The sequence below is a fragment of the Anaerocolumna sp. MB42-C2 genome (assembly GCF_030913705.1).
GTDB lineage: Bacteria > Bacillota > Clostridia > Lachnospirales > Lachnospiraceae > Anaerocolumna.
On record NZ_CP133190.1, the window covers coordinates 873,200 to 892,189 of the forward strand.

An 18,990-nucleotide genomic window follows, 5' to 3' on the forward strand; every position below is an offset into this window, starting at 1 on the left:
CACTCCCCTGCAAAAAACAGCAGTTCCTTGAACAATAACGTTTTCGTTTTTGTCCTATAACACTATAATATACTTTTACACAGTTTATCATCCGGATTTGCTATAATAGCAGCATCTAAAAGCATAGCATTTTCACCTACCGCCGCTTTTGCTTTTGTGATAGCAGCTTCTACCGCAGCAACTTCACCTGTTAATATTAAATACGATTTTCCGCACATGCCTCTTGCGATTCTTAGTTCAATTAATTCAACCTCAGCTGTTTTAGCGGCTTCATCCGCTGCAACGATAATGGAAGCTGCAGAAAATGTCTCCAGTATACCAAGAGCATTGATTTTATCAATTTGTGTTGCACCATAAATGGCAGCAAAAATGGATTCATGGGGGTTACCCAGTATAAAGCTGTCAATCAGATGTTCACTGAATCTTGTCCTGGCTGTTTCTATGCAGGTTTTGATTGCACTAAGGTCTCCCCTTAATAATACGATGTATTTACCGGGACAAACCGTTTGTGCTTCAATTATTTCTACCTGAGCAGTTTTTAACATGGTATCTGCCACTAATAATCCTGTTGAAACTGTTTTGTATTCCACCATTCCAATTGCCTTACTCATAAAGTGTACATCCTCCCTGTATTCAGTCACCAATTGATTTTATGATTATAAAACTGTCATTAACCTCTATGATTTCACCGGATATAGAGGCATGAACAGAAGCAGACAGCTTACCCTCTTCGGCTTTTGCTATCATGTCTCCCCTGTTTACCAGAGTATTTTTTTTAACTACTGCCAGGGCTTTAGCACCTATATGCTGACTAAGGCTGATTTTTACCTGGCTTGCTGCCACATCTTTCTCGTCAAGTGGAGCATCCACATCATATTCCAATAACCCTAATCTTGCGGTTAACCGCTCCATAGGTACCTTTCGGTATTCTCTCATAGGATCTGTATCTTTTGATGGAATTCCCTTTGGTATAGGAATTCCTTTATTTCTTAAACCGGCTTTATATTCCGTGATTAATTTTCTTGGAGATAAATCCTGGGGACAGGCAAACATTTCACAGATTCCGCAGGAACAACAGAACATGGTATCCAAAAACGGGGCAAGATCCTGAGTGACTCCGCTGGTTGCCGCCCTCATAAATAAATGAGGAGTTATGGGATGACCCAATAAATGTCTCGGACATAAATCCGTACACATCTCACATTGACAGCAGGAGGCCATTGCTCTTTTCATATCAATAGAAGAATTACCTGTTTTTTTATGAACTACCGTGTGGTCACTTTGCAGAACTAAAATTGCATTGGTTGTCTTTTTAACAGTATCATAAGCATCTGCAATATTTCCTGTCATCGGGCCGCCCATAATATAAACATGATTTTTTGTTTTACTTCCGCCTGCTAATTCCACAGCAGCTTCTACTGACATTCCAATTGGTGCTTTTATAGTAATCGGCGTCTTCACTTCACCGGCAACTGTCAGATATTTACTATGGACCGGCTCATTATTGGTCACGGCTTTATATATATTAAATACTGTTTCTACATTAAACACCGCTATACCTGCTTCAATAGGAATACTTCCCGGCGGTACCTTTTTACCTGTTGTTTCATAAATTAAAACAACCTCGTCTCCCATGGGATATACTTCATTAAGCAGTTTTAACTTTATCCCCGGAAAGGAACCCAGATTCGCTTTTACCGCTTCTACTGTTTTGGTATATGTTTCTTTTACTGATATAATTACTTCATTGGCTTCTACAGCTACTGCTATTATGTCAAGTGCTGACATGATTTCGTAAGCATACTTTTGAAGTAATTGTCTGTGAACTTTTAATAAGGGTTCACATTCTGCACAATTTAAAATAATCGTATCAGCCTTTTTATCTATTTTCGCATAGGTTGGGAATCCGGCTCCGCCGGCTCCGACAATTCCGCATTCCCTAAGCCTGCTTGTCAGTTCCTTAATATCCATATATCAGCTCTACTCCAGTCCGATTCCATCATCCACGATTCCAACAATTGCAGCGTCAATAGGTGCATCATTCAAATTACAGCCGATACGTGCCGCACTGCCTTTTGCAACAAGTACAATTTCGCCGATACCTGCTCCAACATTGTCGATTGCAACGATTCTTCCCTTTCCCTGCTCCATAGAATCAAACGGTTCAACGATTAAGAATTTACTGCCTACCAGATTTTCATTTTTTCTTGTTGCTACTAGACTGCCCACAACTTTACCTACGATCATATTCTCACCTACTTATCATTTTTAAGTGAATAAGCCTTATATTTATTTAATTGACTTAAGTAACAACCTTGTTAACTATGCTGCACTTACTTCTGTCATTACATTCTATTTTATTATAACTGCAGTATCACCTGTACTGATTTTAGCTGCATTCGCTTCATCCGTATCCATATGCATTTCCAATGTGAAACTTTTGTCTACACGGATTTGTACATGATTAAATGTAGTACCTCTTTCATTTTCTACCTTTACGGATACGGTATCACCATTCTTAACACCTGCATTCACAGCATCTTCCGGTGACATATGGATATGTCTTTTTGCTATGATACAGCCCTCCTGCAAATAAACTACACCTTTGGGACCTACAATTGCAATAGGAGCGGAGCCTTTAATATCTCCGGATTCCCTAATTGGTGTCTTAATACCAAGTTTTATTGCATCGGTTGCAGATATTTCTACCTGGGATTCTTTACGTACCGGTCCTAATATTCTTACATTTTCCATTGCTCTGAGTTTTAAGCCTACAATGGTAACCACTTCATTGGATGCAAACTGTCCACCCATTAATTCTTTTTTCTTGGTTAATTCATATCCACTTCCAAATAAAGTTTCCACATCTTTCTGCGTCAGATGGACATGTCTGGCTGATACGCCAATGGGAACAATAAATCCCTGTTCCATTGCTTTAGGTTGATTCATTGCTTCCATTACAAGTTTCGTAATCATTTCAATCGTTTTTTCTTCCAAGAAATTCACCTGCTCTTTTCCTATTCAGATATTTTGTACCTAACACTCTTTCCGTTTTTATTAATATTGACAGTACTGTTATGTTCTTTTTCTGTAACTTTATTGTCACCTTTGTTAAAGAATTTTATGGGTTTTACAGCCCTATGTAACCTTTCAGTTACAAAGAGCTGTATCCTGGGAATCAAAACAGATTATTTTAATGTGGGAAGAATCTTTTCAACATCTGTATGAGGTCTTGGGATTACGTGGGTAGCAACTAATTCGCCAAGTTTACTTGCTGAGCTTGCTCCGGATTCAACCGCTGCTTTCACAGCTCCAACATCACCTCTTACCATAACACTCACAAGACCGGAACCGATTTTTTCTGTTCCTACTAATGTTACATTAGCAGCTTTTAACATTGCATCTGCAGCTTCAATTGCTGCCACTAAACCTCTGGTTTCTACCATTCCTAATGCTTCCTGTGCCATTCTTTTTTCCTCCTTAACAGTTGTTTTAACTGTTTCTTTTTTAATTGGTTTTGTAGTTTCTTTTCCTGTTTCTTTTACTTCTTTTGTGTCTTCCTTTATTGTCTCTTTTGTTATTGCTTTTACTTCAGGCTTTTTTTCTTCTGCCATACATACACCCATTGCATATCACATCAATTTACTGATGTGATACTGCCATAAAAATAAGTTGAAAGAATAAAAATTTGGCAGACCTTTCTTACTTTAATTTTCTTTCAACCTGGTTTCTGCTGATAACCCCCGCGATCTGCGGTTTCATAATTTATCTTCGATCATTTTTTACTAATTCTTCCGGCACTTATATTAACCATCTTAACTGTCTCTTCATGGGGATTGGGAATTACGGCGTGGACACATGGTTTCATTGCTCTGCCGGCTGCGGTTTCGACCGCCTGTGTAACTGCAGAAACATCACCCTGTACAATGATTGTCACCAATCTTCCGCCTAATTTTCTCTCCCAGGTAACGAATTCCACATCTGCTGTTTTACACATGGTATCAAGTGCTTCAATTGCTGCTGTTACGCTTGGGATTTCAATAAATCCGTATGACTTCATAAATGTTATGCTCCCGTCTATGTGCCTTGTCACATTTTAAATCAGGGGATGTAAAAGTGGTTTTTTACATTTGCTCCCGTCTCCGTGCTTTGGCACGCTAATAATCAGGGGATGCAAAAGTGGTTTCCTTTTACATTTGCTCCCATTTTAATATAGATCAAATCTTCGGAAGAATTTTTTCTACATCCGTATGTGGTCTTGGAATTACATGGACTGCAACTAATTCTCCAAGTCTTGTAGCTGCAGCTGCACCTACTTCTGTAGCTGCCTTTACAGCACCGACATCACCACGCACTAAAACTGTTACAAGTCCGGAACCTATTTTTTCTGTTCCTACTAATACAACCTCTGCTGCTTTTACCATTGCATCCGCTGCTTCAATAGCGGCTGTTAATCCTCTGGTTTCTACCATTCCTAAAGCTTCTTGTGCCATTTTTATTATCCTCCTGATTAATTGATTGCTTGCTTAAAAAGTTTAATTTTAATTTATATTTAAATAAAATGTCTATTATTCTTGAATGTCTATTAACTTATCAATTTCTGAACTACTTAGTTTTTATCGAGTCCGTTTAAGGCAAGCATCTTCTCCGTATCCTTTTCCGGATTAGCAATAACGTGCTTTGTAATAACTCCGGATACTTTGTTTGCAGCAGTTTCTGCTGCTTCAACCGCTGCCTTTACATCTTCTACACTTCCACGAAACTTTACCATAACAATTAAAGGGACCGGAAGGCTGTCTGCATTCGCAGGTTTATTTCGATCGAAAGTCTCAATCGTGACATTCGCTGCTTTACAGCCTGCATCTCCTGCAACAAAAGCAGCAACAAGACCGAATACTTCTATCATTCCAACAGCATTAACCATACATCTACGCCTTTCTTTTCCTATTCATTTACAACAGCAATCTTTAATCCTTCCATTTTAAGATTCGTAGCAAATCCTTCGTTAATCTGACTTAAAGGATATTTGTGGGTGATTAATTTCTCAATAGGAAGACCGATTCCTTTTGCTCTCTTTAAGAAATCAAAGGTGGTGGCATAATCTCTTAAGGTATATACCCAGGAACCAACCGTTGTAATTTCTTTTGCGCAGATATCAAAATGAGGATTAATGATGGCATCTCCACCGTTGATGAAGAAACCAAGTTCACAAAGACCGCCGCCGTTACGGATAAATTTATAGATATTGGCATGTCCTGCCGGGGAACCCGTACATTGGAATGCAAAATCTGCTAAATGTCCGCCGAATGCATTTTCCACACCTTTTGCCAAAGCTTCTATTCCTTTGTATTCTTTAAAGTTTACAGAGGTCTCCGCACCCATTTGCTTTGCAAAGTCAAGCCTCTTCTGTTCCCCGTCAACTGCTACGATATTCTCAATACCCATGGTACGAAGTACAGCGATACAGATCAGTCCGATCGGTCCGCAGCCTTGAACAACGACTCTGCTGTTAAATCTTAAGATTCCGGTAGTTTTAGCCCTTTCCACAGCATGAATCAGAACTGCACAGGGTTCAATTAAGATTCTGGAGTCTAAATCCAGATCACTTACATTAAATATGGTGGAACCGCCGCGGATTACGATATAATCTGCAAACCATCCGTTAAGATGTGTGTCGTCATCCGGAAGCAATCCGTAAACGTCCGCTCCGCCTACATTTTGTTTATTTAAGTCAAACATGGTAATATCGGGATTGTCTTTAAAGATCATACAGGAAACAACCTTATCTCCTATGTTAAGAGGTTTTCCTGCGCTGTCTTTTTTCACGTTTTTACCCATTTTAACAACTTCTCCGGTACCCTCATGTCCTAAAACAACCGGTATCAAGCTAAATGGATCTCTTTTGAATTCATGGGCATCCGTACCGCAGATACCGCATCCCTCTACTTTTACAAGAATATCGTCATCACCCAGCTCAGGAATTGGATATTCTTTTATTTCAAACTGCTCCAATTTAGAAAGTAATGCTGCCCTGCTGGTTTTCGGAATAACTTCTGCAACAGAAGTAGCCGATTCAGCAGTGGGTGCACCAGTTATTTCTTTCAGAACCTGTTTCACAATTTCTTCTATTTTTGATGAATTTACATCCATTACAAATCCTCCATTATTAAATTCCATTGCCTTAACCTTATACAGTTATCTTATTTTGTCTATTTACCTTATGCATAGACTGTCGGACATAACACAGCGCCTTTGTTTCGTAAAGGTATGAGCTGATGTCAGACCCTCACCGGTTCTGCTTGCTATCGTAAAGGTGCAAAAACCTTCCCCTCCGAATCCTAATGCTGCATAAGACGGTGCATTTTTAACAAAGATTGCTGTATCAATTGCTTTTCCGAAACGAGTGATATTGTCTATATTCTTGGAATGCATGTGAGCGGAATGACGGTTACCGTGTTCTAACCATACGGCTTTTTCAATCGCGTCATCAATATCTTTTGCACGTACAATACCAAGTATCGGCATCATTAACTCTTCTGCAATAAGAGGATGTTCTTTCTCTCCTTCGAAGATAATACATCTTATGTTGTCAGGAGCATTTATACCAATCATGGAAAGTAAAGTACAAGCGTCTTTACCTACACATTTTCTATTTAATTTATTATCTTTTAATACTACGGCAGTTAATTTATCCTGTTCTTCTTTGGATATTTCGTAACAATCGTTTTCCAGAAGGTGGTATTTTAATTCATCAACGATCTGATTTACGGCAACGATTTCTTTTTCTGCGATACAAGGTAGATTGTTATCAAAGGTACAGCCATTTACAATATCCATAGCCGCTTTCTCAATATCTGCTGTTTCATCTACCAGCACAGGAGGATTTCCAGCTCCAGCTCCGATGCCGCGTTTACCCGAGGAAAGTACTGTAGTAACAACTCCAGGACCGCCGGTGGCGACAATTAGAGGAATATCTTTATGTTTTAACATGATATCACTGGTTGCCATGGTAGGTTTTGTTACGGATACAGCAACGTTGGCAGGTCCGCCCACTTCTACAGAAGCTTCATTTATCAGGTTCACCGCGAAATTTGAGACCCTGATCGCTGCCGGATGAGGATTAAATACAACAGTGTTACCTCCGGCAATCATTCCTATACTGTTACAAAGGATTGTCTCACTTGGGTTGGTACATGGTGTAATCGCCCCGATGACCCCAAAAGGTCCCATTTCAATCAGGGTTAGACCTCTGTCTCCTGACCAGGCTGTTGTTGTTATATCTTCTGTACCGGGGGTTTTTTCTGCCAGTAACTGATGTTTTAATATTTTATGTCCCACATTCCCCATACCGGTTTCTTCAACGCCCATCTTTGCCATAATTTCAGCATTTTCTATGGTTTTCTTACGAATATTGCTTATTATTTTTTCACGGCAGTCCATGGATAATTTCTGCATCACTGCCTGAGCTTTTTTAGAAGCATTAATTGCTTCGTTCATATCTTCAAAGACACCGGATAATATCTTACTGTTACCGTTATTTCCTGTCTCAGGTTGCAGCTTTAGTAATACTTTCTTAACTATGTCTTCTAGTTGCGCCTCATTTACCACGCCATAACCTCCTCTAATTTCTTTCTGCCAAAGACCGCCAGATCCCGATCCTCTTCTTCCGTTCCGCCGCTTACCCCCAGGGCACCAATTAGTTTCCCCTTAAAAAACAACGGTTCGCCGCCTCCGAAGATAACAATTTTGCCTCCGTTTGTATTTTGAATTCCATATAATTCCTGTCCGGGTTGACTAAGATTTTTTAGCTCCGTGGTAGACATTTTTAAAGCTGCTGATGTATATGCTTTATTTTCCGCTACATCAAAGCTGGCGATATAAGAATCATCCATACAATGGATAGCAACCGGTCTGGCTGCGCTGCTATAAACTGCTATTACGACTTTCATTCCCATATCTTTTGCTTTTTTCTCTATTTCGTCTATTAACGCAACAGCTTGTCTCAAACTGATATCTCTTATCTCTTCCTTATGGGTTGGTATATATTCACCCACGACATTTTTTACAACGGATTCAATCATCTGTTTCTGAGCTTTTTGTACGTTATGTTTCACTAGCTTGAGATTACTGTTTAATTCTATCTGATTAGACTTATCCAGTAATTGATTTATAGATTCCTTTAATTTATTTAAATCATCATAGATATCCGAAAGGTTATAATTCTCTTTTTTATTTATAACAGGCATCATCATTCCCCTTTTCTATAGAATGATTCTGTGGCTTATCCGTCACTTCACTTATTTTAACCCTAGTTGTTCAATTACTCTTTTTGTGATTTCGGAAACCAGTTCATTCGTATCTGCGCTTTGATGTTCTTTGCCGTTACATCCGAAGCAGTTTGCTTTTCCGTCTTTTTTGTTCTGGCACAGATCTGCAGGATGTTTACCTGTCATACCAAACTGTCTGCGGATTTCGTATAATCTTTGTACCTGTGTTTCGCTTAATTCCTTGGGTCCGCCGATTTGTTTTGCGATGAATAATAACTGCGCATAGAATTCAACGGATTCCATCTTGTGGTATGCAGCTAATAAAGAATCTGCATATGTTAATGCACCATGGTTTTCTAATAATACGGCATCATAATATGGAAGATATTTTGAAACTGCATCTGGTATCTCTTCCGTAGATGGTGTACCATATTCCGCAATCGGAACACATCCGAGGGAAATAACTGCTTCCGGCATAATTGGCTGAGTTAAAGGTATACCTGCAATAGCAAAACCTGTCGCATACATAGGATGTGCATGAACTACAGAAACAACATCGGGTCTTTCTTTATATACACGCATATGCATCTTAATTTCGGAAGAAGGTTTAAAATTACCATTCGCCTGAATTACTTTACCGTCTTTATCAACTTTACAGATGTAATCAGGAGTCATGAACCCTTTACTTACACCGGTAGGGGTGCATAAGAATTCATTATCATTTAATTTAACGGAAATGTTACCATCGTTAGCTGCTACCATACCTTTGTTATAAATTCTTCTTCCTATTTCACATATTTCTTTCTTGATTTCGTATTCAGATGTCATAAAATATCTCCTTTATGTGTGGTTTTTGTTTGTTTTGTGTTTGTTTAACTGTATTGTATCATTTTTATTTATTTGCGTCAACTATTATATTGCGTTTTTTGTTGTTTTTATTGTTATATTATTTGTTTGTTATTTTATATGTATATTATTAAAATCGAATTTCATATATTTTGAAAACTTATATTGAAAAAACAGCCTGATATAAAGAATCTCACAGAACATCTCATATCAGGCTGTCTCTCTTTTATAACTTTTTGATTAAATTTTATCTATCTATTTGAGTTAAAACTAAAACAATATTAAATATGGCTATTAGATAATTTAACTGGGATTGTAATAAAATATTTTATCTTTCTTAATTAACCTCTCTTAATTAATACTTCCATCTCATATTCTTTTATGGCCTTAAACCAATCTTCTTTTTCAGGTACATTGTTTAATTCACAGAAATAATTCCATACATCACCAAACGGATAGAATTTAAGCTCTTCCTGGAACATCATAAGTTCTGTATAATTTCTTTGGTTTTGTATCTCTGCAAGCTTTTTGCTTGGTGATAACATTGCATACAAAAGAGCTTTCTGCATATTTCTCATACCTACTACCCACGCAGCTACCCGGTTGATACTTGCATCAAAGTAATCCAATCCGATTAATACTCTGTCAAGAGCATTACACCTTACAATCTCTTTTGCTATTTCTTTTAATTCATCATCAAATAATACTACATGATCACTATCCCATCTGATGGGCCTTGTTACATGAAGGGCAAGCTTATCTGAGAAAAGAAGCATGGACGGAATTTTATCCGAAACTACTTCCGTCGGATGATAATGTCCGTTATCCAATAAACATAAAATATTATTTTTAGCAGCGTAATTCATGTAAAACTCATGAGAACCAACTGTGCAGGCTTCCAAACCGATACCGAATACTTTGGATTCAACCGCAACATTTACAAGCTTTCTATCATAATCCACGGATAATATCTGGTCCAGTGAATCTTTTAATCTGGCTCTTGGGCTCATCCGGTCGGCCGGAATATCTTTAAAGCCGTCCGGAATCCAGATATTCATTAAGCAGGGCTTATTTAACTCTTTTGCAAAATATTCGGAAATTCGAAGGCAGGCTTTACCGTGGTTTATCCAAAATTCTCTGATGGATTCATCCTCACTGGACAACGTTAAACCGTCAGCCTTCGGATGAGAGAAGTAAGTAGGATTAAAATCTAAACCAAGACCTCTGGCTTTCGCAAATTCTACCCATTTTGCAAAATGTTTCGGTTCTAACTTATCACGATCCACCTCTTCACCGGGCGCAAAAATTGCATAGTTTGCATGCAGGTTTATTCTGTGAGTTCCCGGAATGAGACTAAGTGCCTTATCGATGTCTGCCATTAGTTCTTCCGGATTTCTGGCTTTACCGGGATAATTACCGGTTGCCTGAATACCACCGGATAACTGTCCGTCACCTTCAAATCCGGCTACATCATCCCCTTGCCAGCAGTGCATGGAAATAGATATATTTTTTAAACGATTTAACACCTCATCGGTATCTATACCGATATTATTATAGATTTCTTTTGCTGATTCATATCTTTGTTTTGTTGTCATTATTCTATTCTCCTTTACATTTCTATTCTTATTAAATAATTGGGAAAAACTAAATATTGCATCGGTGAGCCAAGCAATTAATAAATTACTAAGCTGAACTAACCCAGAGAGCAATTGAAATTAGAAATAAGTATCAATTGTATGGTAGATTCATATAATTATATAGTTTTACAATTTCTATTAAATTCCTTAATAGGGAAAGAATTGAATACACTCGTTCTTGCATCCTCTAGAGTTTTATATTCATCTGCTTTCAGCATTTGTGCAAGTATGTTACCAATTGCTGTTGCCTCTGTCGGACCGGCATATACAGCCTTTTTTGTATAGTTTGCAGTTAGTTCACTTAAATAATCTGCATTGGATCCGCCGCCTACTATATGAATTCTGGAATATGTTCTTCCGGTTATCTTTTCAATTTCCTTAACCGTATCAGCGTAACTTTCAGCTAAACTATGATAAATACAGGCAGCAAGTTCTCCAACCGTAGCAGGCTCTTTCTGATTTGTATCTCTCAAGTATTTCTTTACTGCTTCCGTCATATTATCAGGAGATAAGAAACAATCTGCATTTACATTAACTCTGGACGTAAAAACATTGGCTTCCCTTGCCAGTTCACATAACTTTGCAAAGGAGAAAACATCGTTTAATTCATGCCTGACAGACTGTATCATCCATAATCCCATGATATTTTTCAGATAACGGAAACGATAATCATAACCACCTTCGTTAGTTAAGTTCGCAGCTTTGCTTACCTGACTGCATTCTGCCTCCATTCTTTCAATCCCCATTAATGACCAGGTTCCCGAACTGATATATATATAATCATCATCATTGGCAGGAACAGATAATACGGCAGAACCAGTATCATGGGTAGCCGGTAATATTACTTCACAGTCAAATCCGATTTCTTCCTTTACCTGATCTGAAAACTTACCAACCACCGTCTTAGGGAGAGAGATTTCACAGAATATCTTTCTGTTAAATCCTAATTGGTTTATTAAATCATCATCCCAATCTTTCGTTATCGGATTTACCAGTTGTGTTGTTGTTGCATTGGTATATTCATTAAGTTTATTCCCGGTAAGTAAATAATTAAAATAATCCGGTATCATTAAGAAACTCTCCGCTTTTTCCATATAATCGGGATTTTGTGTTTTAACAGCCATTAATTGATATATGGTATTAAAAATTTGCTTCTGTATACCTGTTCTATTATATAATTCATCTTCAGCAATCTTATTATAAACTATAACATCCATACCTGAAGTTCTTTTGTCACGGTACCCTACCGTATTGCCAAGAATCTGATTCTCAGCATCCAATAATACAAAATCTACTGCCCAGGTATCAATTCCCATACTGGTTGGAATCTTACCAATTTCTTTACATTTTTTCAGTCCATTTTTGATTTCTTCAAAAAGCCTGTCCAGTTCCCAGCATAAATTACCGCCTTTCTTTACCATTCCATTTTCAAAACGGTAAATTTCTTCTAATGTTATTATACCATTCTTAAGACATGCTAATATATGCCTGCCGCTGGATGCACCAATATCTACTGCTAAATAATATTTCTGCATATAAATCCTCACTTCCTCCATATATACATTCTCCTGAAATCGGATGTATGTTCGGCATATACACTGCCTTTTATCAGAAAGTTCAAACCAACTTCTCATAAATTTATTATACCGTAATTACATAAAAAATTAAGGACGTTATTTAATTTAGCTTACGTCCTTATTTGCACAAGAAAATATTATATAAAATGTAATTTTACTTACAGTTACATTGACTTTTCTTCATTTTCATGTTACCATGACACCATCGTAAGAATCAAAGTTGCTGAATCACTTTAAACTAGTAACAGAAAGGAGTGTTAATACATATATTGATTTTGTGATAATCTTAACTCATTAATTAGGTCAACCCAAGATCTGTCTAACAGAAATGTTTAAATTAGCGCCATGCACCTCTATTGGGCAAAGAGTAATAAACGCTCTAAAGAGTAAAAACACTCTTGTGAGTTAAAACACTCCTTGGAGTAAATAACACTTTTAAAAGTAAGAAATACTCCTTTTATTTAGAGGTTAACGAGGTAGAGAGTCATCGAATTATTCGGCGGATGCTCTCTCACATACTTGGATGTGTGATATGACGAAAAAACTCCGGGTAACCGGAACACAAAAACGGCATAACCAAGAAATCAGAATTAGGTATAGCTCTGACTTCAATATTTAAATTGAAGCTTAGTAATACTGTGAATTTTGACCGAATCTTAACATCAAAACTGAAACTGAACATTGAAAACTAAATTTAAACCGTAAATCGGTTTGCTATTTCGTGTACTTTAACTGAATGACCATTATAATTTACAGACAGATAAACAGTCCCGGGCTCCTAAGGAACTGTTGTTTTCTTTGCTTAAAATTATATTCTCATTCGGCTTATTGTTATGCGAAAATAAGGAAGGAGATTATTTTATGTGTGGAATTATCGGTTTTACAGGATACTTAGATGCTAAAAATGTACTTTTGGATGGACTTACTGCATTGGAATATCGAGGATATGACAGTGCGGGAATTGCATTCTTTCATAAAAACAGCATTCAAACAATTAAAACAACCGGAAAGGTATCCTCACTTCGTGATAAGGTGACCTCTTCCTCCGAGTTTACCAGTACCTGTGGTATTGGGCATACCCGTTGGGCTACTCATGGAGGTGTCTCTGATACAAACTCACATCCCCATACATTTGGCCGTGTTACTTTAATTCATAATGGTATCATTGAAAATTATCATGATTTAGAGTTAGAACTGGCTGCCTTAGGAAAACATCCTGTATCACAAACCGATACAGAAATCGCAGCTATGTTACTAGACAGTTTATACGAAGGTGATGCCGTTGCCGCCATAAAAAAAGCCATTAAACGTTTGGAGGGTGCTTACGCTTTTTGCATTCTATTTGCCGATGAACCTGAGGTGATTTACTGTTTGCGTAACGGAAGTCCTTTGGTTGCCTGTCAAACAAAAGAAGGTTCTGTTATCGCATCCGATATGGTTGCATTAATCAGGTATTCCAAAGACTATTTTGTATTGCCGGAAATGCATATTGCGCGTTTAACTAAGGATAATATCACAGTTACTGATTTAGACGATGTTATTATTAATCCCAAAATGCTTCACGTTAATTGGGATATGACGGCAGCCAGGAAAGGTGGATATCCGCATTTTATGTTAAAAGAAATCCATGAACAGCCTGAATCGATCCGTTCAACCATCGCACCTCGTATTAAAAACAAACGGCTTCCCGACTTTTCTGCGGATGAAATACCGGATCAGGTATTTGATCATATCCATCGAATTGTAATCGTTGCATGCGGTACTGCTATGCATGCAGGATTAGTAGGTAAAGTGATGATGGAAAAATTGCTTCGCATACCGGTTACCGTTGAAATAGCTTCGGAATTTCGTTATCAGGATCCGATTATTGATACTAATACATTGCTTATTACAATTTCCCAATCCGGAGAAACGGCAGATACATTAGCTGCACTAAGGCTCGCTAATGAACATCAGTCCAAAACTTTATCTATCGTTAATGTGAAAGGTTCGTCCATAGCAAGAGAAAGTGATTATGTATTATATACTCACGCAGGCCCCGAAATTGCTGTTGCAAGTACCAAAGCATATACCGCACAGTTATCTTGTCTGTATCTTATTGCATATCATTTTGCATTAATAAAAGGTACAATTACAGAAAATGATTGTGTGAAGCAAATTGAAGAACTGCAAGCTGTTATTCCAGCTATTGAAAAGACTCTGACTTTGGCAGATGAAATCAATAAGATCTGCTTAAATCTATCGGAAAAAGAAGATTTATTTTTTATTGGACGCGGACTTGATTATGCTCTGTCCTGCGAGGGTTCTATTAAATTAAAGGAAATCAGCTACATCCATTCGGAAGCTTATGCCGCCGGAGAATTAAAGCATGGCACTCTTTCACTTGTTACTGAGGGTATACCGGTAATCGCACTGGCTACCCAGTCCAATGTATATAACAAAATGATTTCTAACATCCGTGAGGTACGTGCAAGAGAAGCCTTGGTTATATTAATAACCAATGGCGAATCCGATGTAGATTCTTCCATTTACGATTATCATATTACTTTGCCTAAGTTATCGGACACTATGGCACCCTTTACAACAGCCGTTGTATTGCAGTTACTGGCTTATTATACTTCTGTTCACCGTGGATTAAATGTGGATCAGCCTCGTAACTTAGCAAAATCCGTTACTGTGGAATAGTTTTTATTAAAATTAAAGACTGGTTCTTGATAAATAAATACAAGTGAATTTGGTATATAATAGGTAACTTGATAAATATTACAATATTTTATGGTTCTATACCTAATCTTCTAAGGAACGTCAAAAAAGTTTATATAATAAAAAAGCATCATTGTAGGAAAGGGATTTACTCATTCTTTCATATGGTGCTCTTTTATTATAAAGATTCTGTTACATAAGCAGTGTTAGAAAATAGTTTAACCGGTTCCGCCTCTGTAATCGATTGGTCAGCCAGATTATCAATGAAAACTATCACAAAAGAAAAATATCTTTTTTTACACTTATATTATAACACATAATTACCATAAAAAACAGACTGTTTTTTACTTAATTTCCCATTTATAATTAATTTATCCTAAATTTGGAAAGGATAAAAATGAGAATAGTAAGAACAAATAATGATTGCAGCAGAATAAAAACCATATTGTATTAAGGGGGATTAATAATGGAATTCGGGAAAATAATTTTACTTAATGGAGTATCAAGCTCAGGTAAGACTACTTTGGCAAAGGAATTGCAAAAGGTTTTGCAAGAGCCATATTTTCATTTGTCTTATGACACATTTTTTTTTATGATGCCTCAAAAATATTTTGGTTACGATAATGAAGTTTGTGAAAGTATGATAAATTTACTGCATAACTGTATAGTAACCTTTACTAAGCTAAAAGCAAATGTTATCATTGACCATGTCTTTTACAAAAAATCAATGCTGTTAGATTGCATAAATCTGTTAAAGGATTACCCTGTTTTATTTGTTGGTGTTCATTGCCCACTGAATGAGTTAGAGCGCAGGGAAAAGGAACGTGGAAATAGAAGGGTGGGTCAAGCTAAAGAGCAATTGGAGTTTTTTCATAAAAATGAGATATATGATATTGAAGTGGATACCTTTAATAACACAATATCAGAATGTGCACAGCTGATTACGGATAAGCTGGTTACATATGAATTTTCAAAAGCATTTACGGAAATGTATGATAGATATAAAAATGAAATCATATAGCAAACAGGTTATTAGGTTACATATCTTATTAAATAAATAGGAAACATAAGATTATCTTTTTACTTGCTTCTGGGAATAATATAGTATTATAATGTAAATTAATATCTTTCTTTAGAGGTATTTTTGTATTCTTAAGATTAGAAAGGAGTTGCAAAACATGTTTAAAGAAATTTCACCCGCACAACTTAAGGGTAATCCTTTTCAAATGATCGGTCAGGATTGGATGTTAATTACAGCGGAAAAAGAGGGTAAAATAAATACAATGACCGCTTCCTGGGGCGGACTTGGTATTATGTGGGGTAAAAATGTTGCATTTATTGTTATCCGCCCGCAGCGCTATACCAAAGAATTTGTTGATGCAGCAGATTCTTTTTCCTTAAGTTTTTATGATGACAGTTTTCATAAAGTTTTAGGTTATTTAGGTACCGTTTCCGGCCGTGACGAAGATAAGGTACCAAAATCCGGTTTAACAATTCTTCACGAGGATATGATTCCTTATTTCTCAGAAGCTAACACCGTATTATTCTGTAAAAAATTATTTAAACAGCAATATGAAGAAAAAAGCTTCATTGATACCAAATTGCCCGGAATCCATTACCCGGAAAAAGATTATCATTATCTCTATATAGCAGAAATATCAAAAATATTCGAAAAAGAATAATGACAGACTAGAATTATCTTAAACGGGTTTATTATTTCAAAAAATATTTAAAAAAGGCATTTTCAAAACCTTAGTTTTGAGAATGCCTTTTCTCTATTAGATATATTGTTTTAATCCTTCTTTAATCTTATGGTCTAATTTATCCGTTTTACGTTCCAATTTGGCAACAGAATCACGATGTATTAATTTACCGGTTATTACTTTTCTTCCAATAGTAAGCTTGACTCCGCTGATTTTTTGTATTACCACATCTACTGCTGTTTCAGTCATTGCTTCTATATCTACTTCAACCGTAGTTAACTTAGGAATTGAAATACTTGCTACTATATCATTATCAAAACCTACCACGGAAATTTCAGACGGTACATTATAGCCAAGCTTTTTCAATTTATTCATAAATAAATAGGCAACTCCGTCGTTATTACATACGAAAGCCGTTGGCATCTGATCCGGAAGCTTAAAGTCTATATATTCTCCTTCTTCGCTTCGGTCATTAAGTATCCAATCTTCTCTCACAATAAATCCATTCGATATCAAGGCTTTATAATATCCCAGATACCGGTCCAGAATACTGCTGGTTGAAAAGATATTACCGACAAACCCAATTTCTCTGTGTCCTTGGGATATTAAATAATTGGTAATTTCATATGAGCCATAAAAGCTATCGCTGATAATAGCATCTACATCCAGAAGTTCGTCATAAAAATCCAAAAGCACTAATGGCATTGCGGTATTTTTAATAAGATTCACGTAATTTAAGTTCATTTGACCCAAAATAATGATTCCATCAACTTTATTATCCGATAGAATATTGGGTAATGCAGCTTTTTTCTCGGAATCTGACGAGATTATTTCCATAATACCGTAATAGTTAACCTTTGATAAAGCCTTTACGACTCCCTGGTACATTTTAAGATAAAAAGCATCTCCGTCGTCCCGTATAAAACGGTCAGCTATGAGTATACCGATATTGTAACTTCTTCCCTCTTTCATGCCTTTTGCCAGAGAATTATAACGATACCCCATCTCTTCCGCAATACTTTTAATTTTATCTCTTAATTCATTACTTACTCCATCCTTATCAGATAATGCTTTTGATACGGTTACAGTACTTATATTCAGCCTATCAGCTATATCTTTCATTGTTACATTTTTCATAGATATCCTCCCCAACTCTTATCTTTGAAAATTATATACCTTTTCATTATATATGGCAATAAAATATAACCTAATTTTCTAATTAAATTTCTAATTAAATTTATATAGAATTAATAAAAATTAGTTAATTTAAATTCAAAAATTATATAAAATTAGCTAACTATTTCTACATAATATGCTGGTGAATAATTTCTGATATCATAGATCCGAATTACAGATAAATTACTTCCTGTAAAAATAATCCTCTCGCTTCTGCTGTCATTCCAGCCAAATCCCTGTTACCGCTTTCTAATATTTCTTTCATGGAATCAGGTTCTCTGCTGCCCTCTCCTATTTCAATCAATGTTCCAACTATTATTCTTGCCATATTCGGCCAAAAATCATCCGCCTCAATAGTAATAACCACTTCATTAATATCTGAGTAAACATCAACTTGATTAATGGTTCTTTCCGTTGATTTTTTCATTCGTTTATTATCAGAAAAAGCCTTAAAGTCATGTTTACCTATTAAATAACCGGCACCCTGTTTCATTTTTAATATATCCAGTTTATGAAAACTGTAATAATTATATTTACGTTCAAAAACAGACGGAACTTCTCCCATGGATATCTTATACTCATAACGAAATGCTTTTGCATTAAAACTGCTATGGAACCGTTCCGGTACTTCAGCCACCTCCAGAACAGCAATATCTCTGGGAAGAAACCGGTTAAGATAATGTTTGATTTCATATAACTTCATATCTGATTTTGTTGTAAAATTTGCTATCTGTGCATAAGCATGTACACCTGCCTCTGTCCTTAATGCGCCGATTACAGTTACCGGTTCATTTTCCATTTTGGATAATACGCTTTCTAACTTGTCCTGTATGCTAATGCTCTTGGAATTACCAGCCTGTTTCTGCCAGCCGTCATAGCGGGATCCGTCATATTCCAATACTAACTTTATATTCCGCATAATTACTCCTTTAAAAATTATTTATTACTGCAGAATAAGGAATACTTCCATATTCTGCTATACTAACGATTTAATTATCCAACATATTAGAATAAATGTCCAGTTATATTAAATGGTATTTTTTCCCATTAGCCAGAATCTGGCTTGCCCTACTCCAGGGCT

General features: G+C 36.5%; 19 protein-coding genes. 3 read left to right on the top strand and 16 right to left on the bottom strand.

Features of this window, described 5'->3' with window-relative positions:
• Positions 1-62: 62 nt before the first annotated feature.
• The 14 genes from RBU59_RS03945 to rhaB all read right to left on the bottom strand — a co-directional run bounded on the left by RBU59_RS03945 (position 63) and on the right by rhaB (position 12,285).
• Positions 63-611, bottom strand: a complete 549-nt coding sequence (locus RBU59_RS03945; RefSeq protein WP_308146580.1) for a BMC domain-containing protein — start codon at positions 609-611, stop codon at positions 63-65.
• Between the two features lie 22 nt (positions 612-633).
• Positions 634-1,971: a 4Fe-4S dicluster domain-containing protein gene (locus RBU59_RS03950; RefSeq protein WP_308146581.1), complete on the bottom strand. Its 1,338-nt coding sequence runs from the start codon at positions 1,969-1,971 to the stop codon at positions 634-636.
• Positions 1,972-1,980: 9 nt separating this feature from the next.
• Positions 1,981-2,247 (bottom strand): EutN/CcmL family microcompartment protein, encoded by a 267-nt coding sequence (locus tag RBU59_RS03955; RefSeq protein WP_308146582.1) that lies wholly within the window; start codon positions 2,245-2,247, stop codon positions 1,981-1,983.
• A gap of 105 nt (positions 2,248-2,352) precedes the next feature.
• Positions 2,353-2,997 (bottom strand): phosphate propanoyltransferase, encoded by a 645-nt coding sequence (gene pduL / locus RBU59_RS03960; protein WP_308146583.1) that lies wholly within the window; start codon positions 2,995-2,997, stop codon positions 2,353-2,355.
• A 191-nt stretch (positions 2,998-3,188) separates the two neighbouring features.
• Positions 3,189-3,467, bottom strand: coding sequence for a BMC domain-containing protein (locus RBU59_RS03965; protein WP_139241294.1), 279 nt, complete (start codon positions 3,465-3,467; stop codon positions 3,189-3,191).
• Between the two features lie 308 nt (positions 3,468-3,775).
• Entirely contained in the window at positions 3,776-4,060 is a 285-nt protein-coding gene (locus RBU59_RS03970; protein WP_308146584.1) for a BMC domain-containing protein, read from the bottom strand.
• Between the two features lie 157 nt (positions 4,061-4,217).
• Positions 4,218-4,493, bottom strand: coding sequence for a propanediol utilization microcompartment protein PduA (gene pduA / locus RBU59_RS03975; protein ID WP_161838678.1), 276 nt, complete (start codon positions 4,491-4,493; stop codon positions 4,218-4,220).
• 116 nt (positions 4,494-4,609) lie between these two features.
• On the bottom strand, positions 4,610-4,924 hold the full coding sequence (locus RBU59_RS03980) for a BMC domain-containing protein (protein WP_308146585.1): 315 nt from the start codon (positions 4,922-4,924) through the stop codon (positions 4,610-4,612).
• Between the two features lie 20 nt (positions 4,925-4,944).
• Positions 4,945-6,150: a zinc-dependent alcohol dehydrogenase gene (locus tag RBU59_RS03985; protein ID WP_308146586.1), complete on the bottom strand. Its 1,206-nt coding sequence runs from the start codon at positions 6,148-6,150 to the stop codon at positions 4,945-4,947.
• Between the two features lie 63 nt (positions 6,151-6,213).
• On the bottom strand, positions 6,214-7,608 hold the full coding sequence (locus tag RBU59_RS03990; RefSeq protein ID WP_308146587.1) for an aldehyde dehydrogenase family protein: 1,395 nt from the start codon (positions 7,606-7,608) through the stop codon (positions 6,214-6,216).
• On the bottom strand, positions 7,602-8,246 hold the full coding sequence (locus RBU59_RS03995; RefSeq protein WP_308146588.1) for a GlcG/HbpS family heme-binding protein: 645 nt from the start codon (positions 8,244-8,246) through the stop codon (positions 7,602-7,604). The genes RBU59_RS03990 and RBU59_RS03995 overlap by 7 nt, the downstream gene beginning before the upstream one ends.
• Before the next feature lie 51 nt (positions 8,247-8,297).
• Positions 8,298-9,095 (bottom strand): class II aldolase/adducin family protein, encoded by a 798-nt coding sequence (locus RBU59_RS04000; RefSeq protein WP_308146589.1) that lies wholly within the window; start codon positions 9,093-9,095, stop codon positions 8,298-8,300.
• A gap of 359 nt (positions 9,096-9,454) precedes the next feature.
• Positions 9,455-10,708, bottom strand: coding sequence for an L-rhamnose isomerase (locus tag RBU59_RS04005; RefSeq protein WP_308146590.1), 1,254 nt, complete (start codon positions 10,706-10,708; stop codon positions 9,455-9,457).
• 158 nt (positions 10,709-10,866) lie between these two features.
• Complete coding sequence (gene rhaB / locus RBU59_RS04010) at positions 10,867-12,285, bottom strand: rhamnulokinase (protein WP_308148539.1); 1,419 nt, start codon at positions 12,283-12,285, stop codon at positions 10,867-10,869.
• 903 nt (positions 12,286-13,188) lie between these two features.
• Between rhaB and glmS the strand changes: the two genes are divergently transcribed.
• The 3 genes from glmS (at position 13,189) to RBU59_RS04025 (ending at position 16,712) form a co-directional block, all read left to right on the top strand.
• The gene (gene glmS / locus RBU59_RS04015) at positions 13,189-15,012 is read left to right on the top strand and encodes a glutamine--fructose-6-phosphate transaminase (isomerizing) (protein WP_308146591.1); all 1,824 of its coding nucleotides are present in this window, start codon (positions 13,189-13,191) and stop codon (positions 15,010-15,012) included.
• Positions 15,013-15,496: 484 nt separating this feature from the next.
• On the top strand, positions 15,497-16,051 hold the full coding sequence (locus RBU59_RS04020; protein WP_308146592.1) for a chloramphenicol phosphotransferase CPT family protein: 555 nt from the start codon (positions 15,497-15,499) through the stop codon (positions 16,049-16,051).
• A 157-nt stretch (positions 16,052-16,208) separates the two neighbouring features.
• Positions 16,209-16,712: a flavin reductase gene (locus tag RBU59_RS04025; RefSeq protein WP_308146593.1), complete on the top strand. Its 504-nt coding sequence runs from the start codon at positions 16,209-16,211 to the stop codon at positions 16,710-16,712.
• A gap of 96 nt (positions 16,713-16,808) precedes the next feature.
• Here RBU59_RS04025 and RBU59_RS04030 read toward each other — a convergent pair whose 3' ends face one another.
• The gene (locus RBU59_RS04030) at positions 16,809-17,870 is read right to left on the bottom strand and encodes a substrate-binding domain-containing protein (protein WP_308146594.1); all 1,062 of its coding nucleotides are present in this window, start codon (positions 17,868-17,870) and stop codon (positions 16,809-16,811) included.
• A gap of 211 nt (positions 17,871-18,081) precedes the next feature.
• The gene (gene truA, locus RBU59_RS04035; protein ID WP_308146595.1) at positions 18,082-18,828 is read right to left on the bottom strand and encodes a tRNA pseudouridine(38-40) synthase TruA; all 747 of its coding nucleotides are present in this window, start codon (positions 18,826-18,828) and stop codon (positions 18,082-18,084) included.
• Positions 18,829-18,990: the final 162 nt, after the last annotated feature.